Annotated in this window: 24 protein-coding genes; all 24 read left to right on the plus strand. The window is 39.5% G+C overall.

Annotated features, from left to right (window positions below; translation table 11 throughout):
• Window positions 1–248 precede the first annotated feature (248 nt).
• The 24 genes from AB1488_11765 to AB1488_11880 all read left to right on the plus strand — a co-directional run bounded on the left by AB1488_11765 (window position 249) and on the right by AB1488_11880 (window position 17,244).
• On the plus strand, window positions 249–635 hold the full coding sequence (locus tag AB1488_11765; protein ID MEW6410761.1) for a response regulator: 387 nt from the start codon (window positions 249–251) through the stop codon (window positions 633–635).
• A gap of 6 nt (window positions 636–641) precedes the next feature.
• Window positions 642–848: a gas vesicle structural protein GvpA gene (gene gvpA / locus AB1488_11770; protein ID MEW6410762.1), complete on the plus strand. Its 207-nt coding sequence runs from the start codon at window positions 642–644 to the stop codon at window positions 846–848.
• Between the two features lie 191 nt (window positions 849–1,039).
• The gene (locus tag AB1488_11775) at window positions 1,040–1,699 is read left to right on the plus strand and encodes a hypothetical protein (protein ID MEW6410763.1); all 660 of its coding nucleotides are present in this window, start codon (window positions 1,040–1,042) and stop codon (window positions 1,697–1,699) included.
• Between the two features lies 1 nt (window position 1,700).
• Window positions 1,701–2,507, plus strand: a complete 807-nt coding sequence (locus tag AB1488_11780; GenBank protein MEW6410764.1) for a hypothetical protein — start codon at window positions 1,701–1,703, stop codon at window positions 2,505–2,507.
• A 145-nt stretch (window positions 2,508–2,652) separates the two neighbouring features.
• Entirely contained in the window at window positions 2,653–2,985 is a 333-nt protein-coding gene (locus AB1488_11785; GenBank protein MEW6410765.1) for a hypothetical protein, read from the plus strand.
• A 16-nt stretch (window positions 2,986–3,001) separates the two neighbouring features.
• Window positions 3,002–3,913 carry a gas vesicle protein GvpN gene (gene gvpN, locus AB1488_11790; protein MEW6410766.1) on the plus strand — a complete coding sequence of 304 codons (912 nt, stop codon included), beginning with the start codon at window positions 3,002–3,004 and terminating at the stop codon, window positions 3,911–3,913.
• A 21-nt stretch (window positions 3,914–3,934) separates the two neighbouring features.
• On the plus strand, window positions 3,935–4,105 hold the full coding sequence (locus AB1488_11795) for a hypothetical protein (GenBank protein MEW6410767.1): 171 nt from the start codon (window positions 3,935–3,937) through the stop codon (window positions 4,103–4,105).
• Window positions 4,106–4,207: 102 nt separating this feature from the next.
• Entirely contained in the window at window positions 4,208–4,528 is a 321-nt protein-coding gene (locus AB1488_11800) for a hypothetical protein (protein ID MEW6410768.1), read from the plus strand.
• An 11-nt stretch (window positions 4,529–4,539) separates the two neighbouring features.
• The gene (gene hsp20 / locus AB1488_11805) at window positions 4,540–5,070 is read left to right on the plus strand and encodes an archaeal heat shock protein Hsp20 (protein ID MEW6410769.1); all 531 of its coding nucleotides are present in this window, start codon (window positions 4,540–4,542) and stop codon (window positions 5,068–5,070) included.
• A 41-nt stretch (window positions 5,071–5,111) separates the two neighbouring features.
• Complete coding sequence (locus AB1488_11810; GenBank protein MEW6410770.1) at window positions 5,112–5,576, plus strand: 3D domain-containing protein; 465 nt, start codon at window positions 5,112–5,114, stop codon at window positions 5,574–5,576.
• Complete coding sequence (locus tag AB1488_11815) at window positions 5,577–6,512, plus strand: ArsA family ATPase (GenBank protein ID MEW6410771.1); 936 nt, start codon at window positions 5,577–5,579, stop codon at window positions 6,510–6,512.
• 20 nt (window positions 6,513–6,532) lie between these two features.
• Window positions 6,533–6,967, plus strand: coding sequence for a four helix bundle protein (locus AB1488_11820; GenBank protein ID MEW6410772.1), 435 nt, complete (start codon window positions 6,533–6,535; stop codon window positions 6,965–6,967).
• Window positions 6,968–7,063: 96 nt separating this feature from the next.
• Window positions 7,064–9,262, plus strand: a complete 2,199-nt coding sequence (locus AB1488_11825) for a CDC48 family AAA ATPase (protein ID MEW6410773.1) — start codon at window positions 7,064–7,066, stop codon at window positions 9,260–9,262.
• A gap of 11 nt (window positions 9,263–9,273) precedes the next feature.
• On the plus strand, window positions 9,274–11,277 hold the full coding sequence (locus AB1488_11830; GenBank protein ID MEW6410774.1) for an HD domain-containing phosphohydrolase: 2,004 nt from the start codon (window positions 9,274–9,276) through the stop codon (window positions 11,275–11,277).
• Between the two features lie 18 nt (window positions 11,278–11,295).
• Window positions 11,296–12,321 carry a GvpL/GvpF family gas vesicle protein gene (locus tag AB1488_11835; GenBank protein MEW6410775.1) on the plus strand — a complete coding sequence of 342 codons (1,026 nt, stop codon included), beginning with the start codon at window positions 11,296–11,298 and terminating at the stop codon, window positions 12,319–12,321.
• A 124-nt stretch (window positions 12,322–12,445) separates the two neighbouring features.
• Window positions 12,446–13,246, plus strand: coding sequence for a GvpL/GvpF family gas vesicle protein (locus AB1488_11840; GenBank protein MEW6410776.1), 801 nt, complete (start codon window positions 12,446–12,448; stop codon window positions 13,244–13,246).
• A gap of 37 nt (window positions 13,247–13,283) precedes the next feature.
• Complete coding sequence (locus AB1488_11845; protein MEW6410777.1) at window positions 13,284–13,640, plus strand: four helix bundle protein; 357 nt, start codon at window positions 13,284–13,286, stop codon at window positions 13,638–13,640.
• A gap of 18 nt (window positions 13,641–13,658) precedes the next feature.
• Window positions 13,659–14,417, plus strand: a complete 759-nt coding sequence (locus tag AB1488_11850) for a GvpL/GvpF family gas vesicle protein (protein MEW6410778.1) — start codon at window positions 13,659–13,661, stop codon at window positions 14,415–14,417.
• Window positions 14,417–14,659: a gas vesicle protein GvpG gene (locus tag AB1488_11855; GenBank protein MEW6410779.1), complete on the plus strand. Its 243-nt coding sequence runs from the start codon at window positions 14,417–14,419 to the stop codon at window positions 14,657–14,659. The genes AB1488_11850 and AB1488_11855 overlap by 1 nt, the downstream gene beginning before the upstream one ends.
• A 55-nt stretch (window positions 14,660–14,714) precedes the next feature.
• Window positions 14,715–14,978: a gas vesicle protein GvpO gene (gvpO, locus tag AB1488_11860; protein MEW6410780.1), complete on the plus strand. Its 264-nt coding sequence runs from the start codon at window positions 14,715–14,717 to the stop codon at window positions 14,976–14,978.
• A 137-nt stretch (window positions 14,979–15,115) separates the two neighbouring features.
• Complete coding sequence (locus tag AB1488_11865; protein ID MEW6410781.1) at window positions 15,116–15,919, plus strand: GvpL/GvpF family gas vesicle protein; 804 nt, start codon at window positions 15,116–15,118, stop codon at window positions 15,917–15,919.
• An 82-nt stretch (window positions 15,920–16,001) separates the two neighbouring features.
• Window positions 16,002–16,535 (plus strand): gas vesicle protein GvpJ, encoded by a 534-nt coding sequence (gvpJ, locus tag AB1488_11870; protein MEW6410782.1) that lies wholly within the window; start codon window positions 16,002–16,004, stop codon window positions 16,533–16,535.
• 131 nt (window positions 16,536–16,666) lie between these two features.
• Complete coding sequence (locus tag AB1488_11875; GenBank protein ID MEW6410783.1) at window positions 16,667–16,930, plus strand: hypothetical protein; 264 nt, start codon at window positions 16,667–16,669, stop codon at window positions 16,928–16,930.
• A gap of 14 nt (window positions 16,931–16,944) precedes the next feature.
• Window positions 16,945–17,244 (plus strand): gas vesicle protein, encoded by a 300-nt coding sequence (locus AB1488_11880; protein MEW6410784.1) that lies wholly within the window; start codon window positions 16,945–16,947, stop codon window positions 17,242–17,244.
• The last annotated feature ends 3 nt before the right edge of the window (window positions 17,245–17,247 follow it).

The raw sequence follows: 17,247 nt of genomic DNA on the forward strand, positions 1-17,247 counted from the left end.
ACCAAAAATGGGACGGTTCTATTTTCTCCTCGGCTATTCCCCTTTGTTAGAATGTGATATACATATTCCTTTGGTGCTATGCTTGCTGTCCTCGGCATATGATAAATCTATCATCTTTTAGGACGTTAGATAGTTATTATATCTAATGTCCTTTATCTTCACTGTCACTGTCAAGAAAATAGAACCGTCCCATTTTTGAGTCTAAACTGGCATACCTATTGCATTCTCTATTATATATAGTATAGAAAATGACTTATAAGATACTGGTTGTCGAGGATGATAAAAATATGTCTACCATAATTTCCTCTATCCTTAAAAAAGAAGGCTACAGAATAGATAGGGTATCCGAAGGGAAACAGGCAATAGAAAAGATTAAAACAAAAGATTACGACTTAATAACCCTGGATTATAAACTGCCCGATATAAACGGCATAAAGGTTCTTGAAGAGGTTCGTCGGATAAAACCCTTTCTCAAAGTAATAATGATCTCTGCCTATGGTAGCCCTCCTGTGAAATCAATAGCAAAAAAGTTAAAGGTCTATAGATTCATGGATAAGCCTTTTGATTTAAATAGATTTGTGCAGATTGTAAGGGGTGCCCTGGCAAAGAAAAGTCAGGGAGACGAAAGGAGGTGAACAAAGATGGCAGTAGAAAAAGCAATAGCATCTTCCAGCTTGGTAGAAGTGGTTGACAGAATTCTGGACAAGGGTGTTGTGATTGATGCCTGGGTCAGAGTCTCATTAGTGGGTATTGAACTGCTCGCAGTTGAGGCCAGAGTGGTAGCGGCATCAGTCGAGACCTACCTGAAGTATGCTGAAGCGATTGGTCTGACCGCCACAGCAGCCTAAGGATTAGGCCTGCCCCCTTAGAAATATAATTTCTAAACGGGGTTAAAAAAGGATTCTTGCCGAGTCATCCTTAGAACCATAGAATTCCGTGTCTCCGTGGTTCCGTGGTTGCAATAGCATGATTCGCCAAGAAATTCCTTCATTCGGCAAGATCATGACACCGTCTTTTTCCTGAAGAGATGAGGGGCAAGATGTCACAAGTTTTAGATTTAAAGAATGTCGTTGAAGATATTGTTACCTCCTACGAGGCTAGGGTTAAAAACATCGGAGCTATTTTTGACGCCACCCCCTTAATTCTTGGTGAATTCCAAGAATCCCTCTTCAATACAAGACAAGAAAGAGAAAAAATCAATACCCAGTTACGAGATATTCTTGCCAAAAATGAGTCTCTACGGAGAAAGGACTTTGACCATATGATGCAGGGTATTCTTTCAACTCAAGATGCGAGAGAAAAGGAGGTAAGGAATTTGCTGAACAGTTACCTCAATGAACAAAAAGAGATGACGCAGGTTTTAAGAGAGAGATTAGGGAGGTTCAAAGATTCCCTTGCCAGAGGTGAAAATCAAAGGATCAAAGAATTCCAAGAGATGATTAAAGATATCGTTGCTAAACAGGACAAGAGAAAAGAAGAAGTAACCTCAAAGCTAAAAGAGTTTCAGGAAAAACAGCAAGTGTTGACATCAAGACTTAGAGAACTCTTATCTAAAGGCAGGGAACTTCGGATAAAAGACTTCAAATCAATGCTTAAAGAATTTAAAGCTCAACATAAGGAAAGATTGGCTCATCAAGAGGAAAGGAAAAAAGAAGTTCGTCATCTGCTCGGTGAATTCAAAAAGAAAAGGAGGGATTAAAATGGCAATAGCGGATGATATGAAGAAAATTACAGAGAATATCATCGCTTCCTATGATGTAAGGGTAAAGGCGCTAGATGCTTTGGTGCACGATACCAGAAAAACCCTAAAAGGGTTTGCTTCGGATAGGAAGAAAATGAGCAAAGAACAGGCGTCGCGTTTAGCTGATTTTGTAGCAGACTTGACTAAGAATGTTGGGAATACGATGAAAGGTATCCAGAGGGCGCACAAAGAAATGGCTGACAATCTTAAGGAAAGCCTTGAGAAAGGTGAAACTGATAGGCTAAAGGGTTTCAAGAATATGATGGGAGATATCCGAAGAGATATTAAGGACATCGAGACTTATGTTGCGAACAAACTCAAGGAATTTTCTGATGCCCACGCTGATATGAGCGAAGAACTTAAGAAGGATCTGGCTAAATATGTAGCAGGTATTGTCAGTGAGACCAAGAAACTCTTAGGCGAATATAGCTCGGATATGAAAAAGGCGGCTAATGCATGGCAGGGTATGTCTAAAACGATGGCAAGAGCAAGGAAGGGCAGGGCTGTAGTGCCAAAGGTAGAGGCAGAGGTAAGGGTAAGACCTGTAAAAGAGGCAATTGAAGAGGAAGTACCTCCTGAGATAGAATTGGAAGAGAGGGTTTTGGAATTTATTAACAGACACCCGGAGGGGATGAAAGTTGGTGATATGGAAGGGCCCCTTGGAGTCGCCCGAACAAGATTGGGTATAGTAGCCAAGAAACTATTAGACGAAGGTAAGGTCAGGAAAGAGGAGAATCTGTATTTCCCACTAAAGAAAGGAAAATAGAGGTGCTATTCCTTCGACTTATGTCATTCTGACCCTGAACAAAGTGAAGGGGAAGCCGAAGAATCTCTCTATGCCTTCGGGCTGAGGCCTTCAAGGCTGAAGGCAGGTCTGAGCGCAGCGGAGAATATGAGAGGAAGTTGAGAAAATGAGTATCGTAATTTGTGCCTTCTGTAGAGGCAAAGGCAAAGATCCCTTCAATCTACTCTCTGAACTTGCTACCTGTCAGGTTTGTGGGGGTACAGGTGAGGTTGAAGTAAGCGAACCAGCAATAAAATGTGCCTATTGCTTAGGAACAGGCGTCCATCCTTATGGTGTGCGAATCACATGCACAGTTTGTAATGGTAAGGGAATGGTCATGGTCAGAGGAGAAACTGAGGTATGCGGGGATTGTAAAGGAAGCGGGCGTGCTTTTGAAAGCAAGCTTCCTTGCCTTATCTGTAAAGGTAAAGGGGTAATCGAGATGGTTTTAAACAGTTAGAGGAGGTGAAAAAGAAATGATTGATGAGATGACTACAGTTTTAGAACCGAGTCCTCTGCCCGATTTTGTGGAGACGAAATATATAAAGGATATTACCAATAGAGCCCTTTCCTATATTAAAGCAGGATTCCCCGTCCATTTCAGAGGAGTCTCGGGTACTGGCAAGACTACTCTGGCTATGCATGTTGCGAGTAAAATAGGACGTCCGGTGGTGATGATTCATGGAGACGAAGAATTCACGACCTCTGATTTGGTCGGTGGTGAATATGGCTACAGGTTTAAAAAGGTGGTTGACCGCTTTGTGTCACGAGTGCTAAAGTTAGAAGAGGATATGATAAAACGATGGGTTGATAACCGCTTGACCGTTGCCTGCAAATATGGTTTTAGCCTAATTTATGATGAGTTTACCCGTTCGAGACCTGAGGCAAACAATATTTTGCTTTCTATCCTGAGCGAAAAGATGATGGACTTGCCTGTAGGGAGAGGAGAGGAACCATATTTAAGGGTTGACCCAAATTTCACTGCTATTTTCACGAGTAACCCTGAGGAATATGCCGGTGTCCATAGAAGTCAGGATGCACTTCGTGACAGGATGATAACAATGGACTTAGACCATTTTGACTATGAGACAGAGGTTGCAATAACAAAGGCAAAATCCAAACTGCCACAGAAAGACGCTGGGAAGATAGTCAATATTGTAAGGGGCGTGAGAGAATCCGGGAAGTGCGAATTTGCTCCTACAATTCGCGGTTGCATAATGATTGCAAAGACACTTAAGGTTCAAGGTATTACTCCTGCAAGTACCAATGGTGCCTTTATGCAGATATGTCAGGATATCTTGGCCTCTGAGACAAGCAGGGTTGGCTCTAAGACAAATCAAGCCAGGGTGAAGGAGATTGTTAAGGAATTGGTGGAAAAACATAGTTAGTCATTGAAGGAGGATTAGGCGATGACTCTTATGAGGGCATTTTCAAAGGTGGATAAAGATGGGAAAATAAAGCTTCCCGGCAATATTCGACGAGCAGCAGACCTTAAAGAAGGTCAACTTGTTGAGTTCAAGATTGTTGGGGCAAGTGCTAAAAAAAGTATTCTTATTACAGCAAGGAAGGCTGCAAGATAAAATATTAAGTTACCATCCCGAAAAGGCCTTTATTTTGTCATTGCGAGGGACGAAATCCCCTTTATTAGAATATTAGGTATTATAGATCAGGAGGAATTAAAGATGCCAAGAGGCGTAAGTGATATCAGTGGTCTTCGGAATATCAAGAGTATGCATAGCGGGGGCAAGCGTTCTATCCCCAGGGTAGCAAGTTCTGCATATTTAGATTTATATATGCTCCAAAAAGAGAAGGAGCGATTAGAGAAAGAAGATGCTATACTGGAGAAGCGTAAGGCAGCAATCCAAAAAAGGTTAGAGGATATAAAAAAAGAGATAGAGATATTAAAGGCTTTAGAGGAGAAGGGGCGGCAAGCTGACCGTGAAGAGGTTACGGAGGAAGCCTCTCAAGAAAAGAAATGGAAGAAGATGTCATTGAGTTACTGAAGAGGTGAAAGATGGCTGGAAAAAAGAAAAAGGAAGAAGAGGGCTTAGATATTGATTTTGGCATAGGAAAACTCAGTCTCGGAGGATTATTTAAAGGGATTGAGAAATTATTAGACCTTGCGGCTGAATTGAAAGAAGCAGGTGGCGAAATCAAGAAAGAAGGGGAGATTGACCTAAGCCATCTGAAGGAAGGCATGAAAGGGGTATATGGGTTTTCTATCAAGACTGCTGTTGGTGGAGAGCCAGTTGTTGAGACATTCGGTAATATCAAAAAGACCCCCGAAGGACCTGTCGTGGTAGAAGAAAGAGAACCCTTAACAGATGTGTTTGATGAGAGAGATGAAGTAGTAGTTATAGCTGAGATTCCTGGGGTTTATGAGGATGGCATATCAGTAGATTTGAAAGAGGATATATTAGAAATTTCAGCATCCGGCAAGAACAGGCAGTATCGCAAAGAGGTCCTTCTACCCGTACAGGTCAAGAAAGAAACACTTTCTTATACTTACAAGAATGGCATCTTAGAAGTTAGAATTAAAAAGTGACAATCCTTCATACAAAAAACTTTTAAAGGTAGGTCATTGTAATGAAATTTAAAAAAGCAATCGCCACCTTCACTTTTGGTTTTTTTATCGGCAGTCTCGGGACTTATGCGCTTACTGAAAAGAATTTGGATGCCATGAGGACGGATATGAAAAAGCTTAATGGAGAAATCTCCAGAATAAAAGAGATCATAGAGCCTTTCGAGCAAGTAAAGAAATTTACCGTCAAGGTAACAGGTTACTCCAATGACAGTGGATCGATCAATGTCCCTGAATGGCAGGACGGCTTGACTGCCACAGGCACAATTGCCTCTAAGGGCACTATAGCGGCAGACTGGGATATATTTAAGCAGAGGACAAATCTCTATGTCCCTGACTATGGCATCGGAACTGTTGTGGACCGGGGCAGTAAGGTCAAAGGACACCATATTGACATATTTTTTGATTCAAGAGAAGAAGCCCTCAAATGGGGCGTCAGAAAGATGGAGATTCTGATGGCGGAACGTTAAATGGCATTAACTGGACTCTTAGAACCCTCATTAAAGCTAATTCTATTTGGCGGAAAAGGAGGCGTGGGAAAGACTACCTATGCTTCGAGTGTCGGGCTATATTTAGCAGAGAAGAATAAAAATACCCTCCTTATTTCTACTGACCCAGCACATTCTTTATCTGACAGCATAGAGGAAGAAATAGGAAATGAGATAAAGCAAATAAAAGATGTAGATAAATTAAGTGCTATAGAGATAGATGCAGAGAAGGCTCTTTCTAAATTTAAGTCGCAATATAGCGATGAGATAAAGAAACTTCTTGATACCAGCACTTATCTTGATAGGACAGAGATAGAAGAGGTTTTTTCTTTACCTATTCCAGGGATAGATGAGGTAATGGGTTTTAAAACGATTGTGGACTTAATCGAGGAAGCAAGATTTGACAAATATATTATAGATACCGCTCCTACAGGCCATGCCTTAAGACTTTTAACTATACCAGAACTGCTGGATGACTGGATTAAGGTTATGGCAAAGATAAGGTGGAGGTACAGGTATATTAAAGAGAGATTTGCTCGAAGATATATTCCAGATGAGGTGGATGATTTTCTCTTTGATCTGAAAAAGACGGTTAAAAAGATAGAAGGACTATTGAGAGATGAAGAAAGGTGTGAATTTATCGTTATTACAATCCCTGAGGATATGGCTATTAAGGAGACAGAGCGGATGATAAAAAGTCTGACTCAATACAAGATGAAGGTAAAGCAGTTGATTATTAATAATGTTGTGGAATCAACCAATTGCAATTTTTGTAAGGAAAGAAGAAAGACGCAAGAGAGGTATATCAAGGAGATAAGAAGTAAATTCACCGATTTAAAGACGACAATTATACCTTTACAGCCCAGCGAAATAAAAGGGATAGATGCCTTAAATAATTTTAAAGAGCTGTTATTTTAGTGAATGGGTGAATGGGTATTATGAAAACACATAAAGATTTAGACATTATAAATTCGAAATCCGAAGCCCGAAGCACGAAACAAATTCGAATGACCGAAATGGGAAATTCAAAACAGTATGACCTGGAAGATCGCACCCTCCAATTTGCAACAAATGTTAGAACCTTTGTAAGGAAACTGCCAAAGACAATAGCAAACATTGAAGATGGGAGACAGGTTATCAAGGCCTCGGGATCAGTAGGCGCGAACTATATTGAAGCTAATGAATCATTAAGCAAAAAGGACTTTGTCATGAGAATCAAAATCTGCCGCAAGGAAGCGAAAGAGAGCCGATACTGGTTAAATTTGATAGATACGAATGGCAATACTGGTTATGAAACAGAAAGAAAGGATTTAGTACAAGAAGCCTCTGAACTTATGAATATTTTTGGATCAATTCTGCGCAGTATGAAATAATGTTTTGGAAATTTGGATTTAGAATTTTGGATTTGTTTCGAATTTCGTACTTCGAATTTCGGATTTTATGCTTTATTGGCAAGGTGGGATTAAGAAATGACGAAAGATGACGCAACCCTAACTCTGAAAGTAAAAGAAGCCTTACCTAAGGATGTTGGCAGGGCGATAGCCAGAATAGACCCCGAAGATATGAAAAAAATAGGGGTTGAAGTAGGCGAGATTATCGAGATTAGTGGTAAAAGGCAAACTCCAGTCAAGGTAATGCCATGCTATGCCGAAGAAAGGAGCAAAGGGATTATTCAGATAGATGGGATAACAAGGGAAAATGCGCAGGTCGGGATAGATGAAAAGGTAAGGATTCAAAAGGTAAAAGCAAGACCAGCAGGTAAGATCACACTAACACCCTTGAGTGTATCAGGTCTCCTGAAAAAGGATAAAGATATTAAGTACATCGGCTCTCTTATCGAAGGTCTTCCTTTGACCACAGGAGACAGGGTCAGAGCCAGTCTTTTTGGTTCAAGACCCTGTGATTTTAAGGTAATAGACACAATTCCCGATGGAATCGTATTAATCGAGCCCTCTACCCTTATCAGGATGGAGACAAAGGGAACACAGGAGATAAAAGGCACATGGGTTTCCTATGAGGATATAGGTGGACTCCAGAGTCAGATACAGAGGATCAGGGAGATGATAGAATTGCCCCTTAAATATCCTGAAGTTTTTGAAAGGTTGGGTATTGATGCACCGAAGGGGGTATTTTTGTATGGACCTCCTGGTTGCGGGAAGACCTTGATTGCCCGTGCTGTTGCTAATGAAACAGAGGCATATTTCACCCACATAAGTGGTCCCGAGATAATGGGGAAGTTCTATGGAGAGTCTGAAGCCCGTTTGAGGAGCGTATTTGAAGATGCCAAGAGACATGCCCCTGCAATAATCTTTATAGATGAAATAGATGCGATTGCACCTAAACGAGAGGAGATGGGTGGGGAAAAACAGGTTGAGCGGAGGGTAGTGGCTCAACTCTTAGCCCTCATGGATGGATTAGAATCGAGGGGTGAGGTTATCGTTATAGGTGCAACTAATATCCCTAATGTCATAGACCCTGCATTGAGGCGACCAGGAAGATTTGACAGAGAGATATCCATACCTATCCCAGATAGAAACGGCCGATTAGAGATACTCCATATTCATACAAGAGGGATGCCACTGTCAGAAGATGCTCACCCCGTTAGAAGTGGGATTTCTAACGGGGTAAACCTTGAAAAATTAGCAGATATCACACATGGATTTGTAGGCGCTGACCTTGAGGCATTAGTTAGAGAGGCGGCCATGTCGGCATTAAGAAAGATTTTACCTGAGATCGATTTTGAACTGGCGGATATTCCTTATGAAACCCTCATGGGACTTCAAGTAACTATGGATAATTTCTTAGAGGCAATGAAAGAGGTTGAACCCTCTGCTATACGAGAGTTTTTTGTAGAGGTACCCGATGTCAAGTGGGATGATGTAGGTGGTTTAGATGATATAAAAGAGGAATTAAAAGAGGCGATTGAATGGCCCTTGAAACATTCTGATATTTTTAAAAAGGCAAATACCAATCCACCCAAAGGAATTCTTCTATATGGGGCGCCTGGCACAGGTAAGACTTTATTAGCAAAGGCAGTTGCCAATGAAAGCGGGGTCAATTTTATCTCGGTAAAAGGGCCGAGTTTGATATCGAAGTATGTCGGGGAAAGCGAACGGGGGATCCGAGAGGTCTTTAAAAAGGCAAAGCAGGCATCACCCACAATCCTATTCTTTGATGAGATAGACAGCCTTGTTCCCAAAAGGGATTCAGGAGGCTCTGATTCACAGGTGACAGAACGAGTTATAAGCCAGTTTCTTGCAGAGATGGATGGTATAGAGGAATTAAAAGGGGTAGTAGTTTTAGCCGCAACCAACAGGATAGATTTGATAGACCCTGCGCTTTTGAGGAGCGGTAGGTTTGACCTTTTGCTCGAGTTACCTATCCCTGATGAGAAAACCAGGCTCAAGATTTTTGAGATCCATACAAAGGATAAACCATTGGATAAAGATGTTGATTTAAGGGAATTAGCGAGACGCACCGAAAATAAAGTTGGTTCGGATATTGCGTTTATCTGCCGTAAAGCATCCATGCTGGCGATAAGGGAGTATGTAAGTCAGAAGTCAGAAGTCAGAAGTCAGAAGTCAGAACTTAAGATTTTAATGCGGCATTTTGAAGAAGCCATGAAGCTGGTAGAGGTAAACCCCGTTAGAAATAGCGGGGCTTTCTAACGGGGTAAATAATGGTTAATCAAAGTATAGGAAACATTGAAAGGGCTAAGAAAGACCTGGAGGAAATATTAGATGCTATTCCAATTGCATTATTCACACATGATAAGGAATTCAGGATAATGAGAGCAAACAGTGCATATGCAGAGCTCGCGGGCATGTCTTTTAAGGATATGTTAGGTAAACCCTATTATGAAGTCTTTCCGCGGAAGGAAAAACCATTCAAGAAATGCATTGAGATATTAGAATTGCAACAGCAGAAAGAAGAGGTATTCCTACCTGAAATAAAAAAAATATACAGGATGCGATACTATCCTGTAATGGATAAGCAAAAGAAATACCGTTTTTCAATCCACATCCTCGAAGATGTAACAGAAGCAAAGCAGTCAGAGGAAAAGATAAAGGCTGAGGCTGAGATAAACAGGGCGCTCCTTGAAGTGGCAGAGGTCTTAAGCAAAACCCTCAATAGAGATGAGATATTTAAAAAGGTGACACAGATAGTCCCTACGGTTATAAAGGCAGATAGGTGTGCAGTTTTTCTCTATGACAAAGAGAACAGGGCATTTGTCTCGGTCCATAGCTATGGGATGCCAAGAGAATTAAAGCCATATTTTGCAAAACTAAAGCTTACTACGGAAATACCTATGGTTGATAAAATAATAAAGGGAGAAACTGTAATTATTAAAGATGTCCATGAAAGCCAATTATTTCCTAAGGAGATAGCCGAGACATTCGGGCTTCGGTCTGTTATGATTGTGCCGATAACAGTCAGGCGGGAAGTTATTGGGATATTATGGATAGACAGGATAGAGATAAAGATTCCCTTCAGTGATAAAGACCAATCCATTGTCCTCGGCATCTCCTACCAGATAGCAACATCACTTCAGAATGCTATGCTCTTCATGGAGACAATGGAGAAGACAATGGAACTCTCCCATAGGATAGAGACCATCCAAATTATGCATGAGATAGATAAGAGCATCCTTTCGACTCTGGAGCCACAGGAGATTCTGGAGACTGCTACTGTAATGATTTCGAAGGTTATACCCTGCGACAGGATAACTGTTTACCTTGTAGAAAAGGAAAGGTTAGGGTTTATCTATGCGGCTGGTTTTGGGCTAACCTTTGTTACAAAAGGGGCATTTGTGCCATTTGGAGATACCAGTGCAACAGAGATTATAAAAACGGGGAGACCACTGTATGTTGCCAACCTTATGGAGATTAAGGAACTCCTTCCTATGGATAAGAGGCTTATTGAGGGCGGATTTCTATCGCATATAAGAGTCCCACTAATTGTAAAGAATGAGGTCATAGGCGTATTAAACGTTGGTTCAAAAAAAACATCTGCCTTTACTCATGAAGATCTTTTAACCTTGGAGAAGTTGGCTTCCCAGATATCTGTGGCATTAGAGAATGCAAGGCTCATATCAGACCTTAAGGAACTCTGCTTAGGGACTATAAAGAGCCTCTCATCTGCGATAGATGCAAAGAGCCCCTGGACAAAGGGACATTCAGACAAGGTCGCAGAGTATGCCGTACAGATAGGGAAAGAGATAGGCTTATCTAATCAAGAACTTGAGAATTTAATGGTAGCAGGTCTTCTCCATGATATAGGTAAGATTGGCACATACGATATTATCCTCGATAAACCCGGAAAACTGACCGACGATGAATACGAGATTGTCAAGAAACATCCTATAAGAGGTTCAGAACTGCTTTTACCTATAAAGCAGTTGGGTCATATAATACCATGGATAAAGGGTCACCATGAAAGGTTTAACGGCACAGGTTATCCAGATGGTCTTAAGGGAGATGTGATACCACTACAGGCGAAGATACTATCGGTTGCAGATGCATTCGATTCTATGACCTCAGATAGACCCTACCGTAAGACTCCAGGAAAAGAATCAGCAATAGAGGAGTTAAAAAGGTACGCAGGCACACAGTTTGACCCGAAAGTAGTAGAGGCGTTTTTGAAGATATTAATTTTTGAGGATATTAAAAACGAAAAGGATTAGACTGATATGGAGGCTAATTTGGAAGGTAAATATATTTACGGCATTGTAGAGGCTTCAAAAGAGAAATTGTTTAATTCTGGTGTGGGGGTGTACACGATCCCTCATCAGGATATTTCTGCAGTTGTAAGCGATTCACCATTTGTAGATTATACCGCTCTTCCTAAGGATCAAGTTGCCAGATACCTTCTCAGTCATCAGCAAGTAATCGAGAGGGTTATGGATTTCTATACTATCATTCCTATGAGACTTGGCACCTATGCCTTTAATATAGAAGAAGTTAAGGAGATTTTATCGAAGGGATACGCAATATTTAAGGATGTATTCAGAAATATCGATAACAAGATTGAGATTGATGTGGTGGCAACATGGAATGACCTGAATTCAGTAATCAAAGAGATTGGCGAAGAAGAGGAGATTAAAGAGATTAGGGAAGAATTAATGTCAAAACCAGAAGGTTTATCCATCGAAGATAAAATGAGGATTGGCAGACGAGTTAAAGAGGTTTTAGATAAAAAAAGAGAGAAAATCGCTTTTGAGATGGAGGGAGCATTAAAAGATGTCAGCATAGACTTTAGAAAGCACGATCTTATGGATGATCGAATGATTCTTAATACTGCTTTTCTTATAGATAAAGACAAAAAGACTGAATTCGAGAGAAGGTTGGATGAGCTAAATGAATTGTACAATGGAAAAATAGATTTTAGATGTGTTGGCCCATTACCTACATATAGTTTTTACACTGCTGAGATTAAAAAGATCCGTTTTGATGAAATAGATTGGGCAAGAAAAAGATTGTGTTTGAATGATGTTATTACCAAAGACAAGATAGAAAAAGCATACAGAAATCAGGCTTTAATGTGCCACCCCGATAGAAATCCAGATTTATTGGGTTCGGATAAAGAATTTAATGAAGTAAATAAAGCGTATAAGTTGCTTTTAGAATATTGTCTATTTACCGAACAGACAGGCGAGGTAGAGAAATACTCCTTTAAAGAAGAAGACGTTGATAAGAATGCAATTGTTGTAGTAAAAATGAGAGAATGATGGAAAAAGAAGGTAAACCCCACACCTTTTTCAAAAAGAGATGCGAGGATGCGTGAGGGGCATATGAAACAATTAGGTAAAACATCCCAAGAATTAGAGCAATGTCTTAAGGAGAGTTTAAAAGGTGTGGGGTAAATATATCTATTGTATTATCGGCACAAAACAGGAGAGAAATTTCGGTCCCATCGGTATTGGAAGTAGAGGAGACGAGGTCACCACCATTGGCTATAGTGATTTAAGTATGGTCGTTAGCAATTCCCCTATGACCAGGTATGTGGTGAACAGAGAAAATATGCTGGCACACGAAAGGGTCATAGAAGATGTCATGAAGGAATTTACAGTTCTTCCGGTCAGATTCTGCACCATTGCTTCAAGCGCCGATGAGATACGAAATCTTTTGGATAGAAGACACAGAGAATTTAAGAATCTATTAAGAGATATGGACCACAAGGTAGAATTAGGTGTTAAAGGAATATGGAAAAATATGGATGTGATTTTTAAAGAGATTGTAGAAGAGAATAAAGAGATTAAGAAGGCAAAAGAAAGAACCACGGAGACACGGAACGTACCGTGGAGGCACGGAGAGATATTCCGTGATTCCGTGGTTGCAAAGATTGAAGTTGGTAAGATGGTTGAGCAAGCTCTGGTAAAGAAAAAGGAGAAGGAGACAGAAAGATTTGTAGATGTTCTAAGAAAGACATCTGTTGACTACAGGCTCAACAAGACTATCACTAATGATATGTTTATGAATGCTGCCTTTTTGGTAGATAAAGGAAGGGAAAAGGAATTCGATAATATCATGGATGATTTAAGTGAAAAATATAAAGAGAGGACAAAGTTTATGTATGCAGGTCCCATGGCTCCTTACAACTTTGTCAACATTGTAATTTATCCAGAGGAGTGGGAGAGACAACAAAAGTCCTAAGTTATAAGTTATAAGTTTTAAGTTTGGGGAACTAAATATGCAAGATTTCCGAAAGTTGAATATTTATAAAAGAGCAATTGAATATTGCACAAAAATTTACAAATTTTCTACTAAATTACCTTCGAACGAAAAATATGGATTAATACCTCAGATAAGGAGAGCAGCAATCTCTATACCCTTGAATATATCTGAAGGGTCCGGTTGCAACACCGGTAAAGAATTTTCCCAATTTATTAGTTATGCGTATCGTTCTGTTAATGAGGTACTTACTTGTTTAGAACTCAGCATTGAGTTAAAGATTATAAAGGATAGAATAGAAATCGAAGATTTAACAAATGAAGGTATTGAGTTGAGTAAGATGATATACAGCTTTTCCAAGAAGCTTAAAACTTAAAACTAAAGACTTAAAACTATGCAAGGGGAGGGGAAATACATATATTGCATAATAGACGATGGTAAATTACAAACATTTGGTTCGATAGGAATTGGTGACAGGGAAGATGAATTATATACCATATGTTTTCAGGATATAGGAGCAGTGGTGAGTGATTCCCCTATAAAAAAATATCCTGTTAATAGGGAGAATTCTCTATCTCATGAAAATGCCATCGAAGAGGTAATGAAACACCATACAGTATTACCGGTCAGATTTTGTACCATCGCTGAAGACGAAGTAAAGGCAAAAAGGATATTAGAAAAGGAATATGATAAATTTAAGAGCCTGTTAAAAGGTATCCATGGTAAAAGGGAACTTGGGCTCAAGGCTGTATTTAAAGAAGAGGTGATATATAACTATATTCTTGATAAATATGAAGATGTCAGGACGCTTAAAGAGAAAATAACCTCAAAACCACCAGAGGCAACATATTATCTAAGGATAGAGATAGGCAGAATGATCGAGTCAGCCTTAGAGAAAGAAAAGGAAAGATATAAGGAAGAAATTCTAAGAGTGTTGGAGCCTCTCGCAGAAGAGACTGTAATAAACAAGACTATAGGAGAGAGGATGATTATCAATGCTGCTTTTCTGGTGAAAGAATCCAGTGAAAGGGAATTTGATGCAAAGGTAAATGAGTTAAATGATAGATACTCTAAACAGATAAAGTTTAAATATGTAGGTAATCTGCCACCATTTAACTTTGTTAATTTAATAATAAATGTAGGAGAATATTGATGTTTTTAATCGATGACATCTTACTTGCACCTTTAAAAGGCATAATCTGGCTTGGCAAGAAGATTAACGAAATAGCAGAAAGGGAAGTATCTGACGAAGAAAACATAAAAGAAAAACTTATGGAATTGCGGTTAAGATTTGAATTAGATGAGATCAGTGAAGAAGAATATACAAAGCAGGAAGGGGAACTAATGGCACGTTTAGAGGCTATTAGAAGTGCAACCACGGAGGGCACGGAATGACAACCACGGAGGGCGCGGAATTTCCGTGATTTCGTGGTTGCAGGGAGGTGTAATAATGGCAAAGGATGTAGGAAGTTTAATTGAAAAAGCGCGTAAAGAATTGAGTAAATTAACCGGCCTTAAGGCCTCCTCTACAATAGGGACAACTAAAGATGAAAAGGGTTGGCATATATCTATTGAGATGGTAGAGAAGCAGTCCATCCCTGACCAGATGGACATACTGGCTACTTATGAGGTTCTTCTTGATGAAGAAGGAAATCTGTTAGGCTTTGAGCGAAAGTCAATGCGAAAGCGTATGGAGACAGAGGTAAAAGCCTAACAAAATAATAAAAATTCTAAACTCTAAGCACGAAATACTAAACAATATCAAATGATAGAGATTCAAAATTTTGAACATTAGAATTTTGAATTTGTTTAGGATTTAGATATTAGAATTTAGAGTTTGCTATAAATCATATGGAAGGTCTATATCTTTATTGTATAAGAAAAAGAACCGATGCCCCTTCTTTCTCTACAAAGGGTATTGACGAACAGAGAGAGGTTTTTGTCATGCCTTTTCGCGAATTGGAGGCGGTAGTCAGTGAGGTTTCCTTAGAGGAATTCGCAACTGAAGAAATTCAAAAAAAGGCACAAGAAGATTTAAACTGGATTAAAGAAAAGGCTGTTGCTCATGAAGAAGTTATAGAAGAAGCAATGAAAAAGAATAATAAGATTTTAAGCGTGATACCGATGAGGTTCGGTACCATTTTAAAAGATAAGATTAGATTAGAAGATACTCTAAATAAAGATTACTCCAAAATCAGAGAAGTCTTAAATAGAATTCGAGGCAAACAGGAGTGGAGTCTAAAAGTATATCTAAAGGACAGAAAAAAATTTGAGCAGACGGTAAAAGAGAAAAATGAAGCAATAAAAGAGAAGGAGAAGGAGATAGCGGTTTTAGATGAGGGTGTGGCTTTTTTTATGGAAGAAGAACTAAAAGAGGTTATTTCCAGAGAGGTGGACAAAGAATTAAACAATATTGTAGAGATTTTATTTGAGAACTTAGGGAAGCAAGCTGTGGTTTCAGTCAAAAGTAAGATTCTGGGAAAAGAGCTAACAGGCAGGCGTGAGCCTATGATTTTAAATGCTGCCTATTTAATTTCTGAAGAGAAGATCGAGGATTTTAAGAAAGAGGCTAAAAGGCTAAATCAAGAGATGAAGGAGAGAGGTCTAAACCTCGAATATTCTGGTCCTTGGCCTCCTTATAACTTTGTCTCATAAATGAAACGTTCATGCCGACAAATCGGCACAAAGGAGAATGACAAGCGAAGGGCTCGGAATGACAGTTTAGGAGGATTTTCAGGTGATAAATAGAAGTAACAATGTAACACTGGTAGATGCCCTGGATAGGGTTTTAGAAAAGGGTGCGGTTATCAATGGAGATGTAGCAATAAGGGTCGCGGATGTAGACCTTGTCTATTTAGGTTTAAGACTTATTCTTACATCTATTTCCAAGGCAGAAGAACTATCAGGTAAGAGTTTTAGTAATCCGGATAAAGAACTTACCCCTGAAGATATAGAGTACATAGAAAGATTGCAAAGAGAGATAAAGAAATCTGAAGAAAATATCCCTAAACTCATCAATGCTGATAGCCCGAGGGAAGCAGAGCAAGGTATAGCTAAATTAGTTTTAACCCTCGTTGAATTAATAAGAAAACTTATGGAAAAGGAAGCATTTAGAAGGGTAAAGAGAGGAACACTTTCCCCAGCAGAAATTCAAAAATTAGGATTGAGTCTTAAAGCAGTAAAGAAAAAGATAAAAGAGATTCAGATGGTCTTTGGCATCGAAGATGAAGAATTAAATTTAGATTTAGGTCCTCTGGGGAATTTGATGTGAACCCAATTTGTTTTCGTCATTCCTGCGAAAGCAGGAATCCAGAGAAAAAACAAAGACTGGATTCCGCATCAAGTGCGGAATGACAGAAAGGAAACCCTTTAGCAAAACAGGGAATTATTAAGTTAAAAATCATGTATAAAGAAGAACCCAAAATAAGTTGTCCAACATTCCAAAAGCAAGAGAAGGTAATCAAGGGTATCACAGATAAAATTAATAATGCCAAAGAGGTTCAGGAAAAGGCGGTGTATGCTGAGGAATTACAAAAAGAAGTGGATGTACTTCTTTCTTGTCCTGACTACGATAAAGAAAACTTAGGCTGTGAGAGCTGCCATTTTATCGCAAATTTACGCAAGAAAACGGCAGAGCTGATTATAAAGGCTAAGAGATTAGCATAGGGGAGGAAAATATTATGGCTGAACAACAGATGGCACATGCAATACAGGCGACCAATCTTGCGGATATCTTAGAAAGGGTATTGGATAAGGGAATTGTGATTGCAGGAGATATCCAGATCAGGATTGCCGACATTGAACTTCTAACGATAAAAATAAGATTGTTGATTGCCTCTGTAGATAAAGCGATGGAGATGGGAATAAACTGGTGGCAGACAGACTCTTATCTTTCCACAAAGGCAGCAGAGATAGAAGAAGAAAATAGGACCCTCAAAGAAAGAGTAGATCATCTGGAAAAGAGGATTGGCGTAGAATAGTTT

The sequence above is a fragment of the Nitrospirota bacterium genome, assembly GCA_040756155.1.
GTDB lineage: Bacteria > Nitrospirota > Thermodesulfovibrionia > JACRGW01 > JBFLZU01 > JBFLZU01.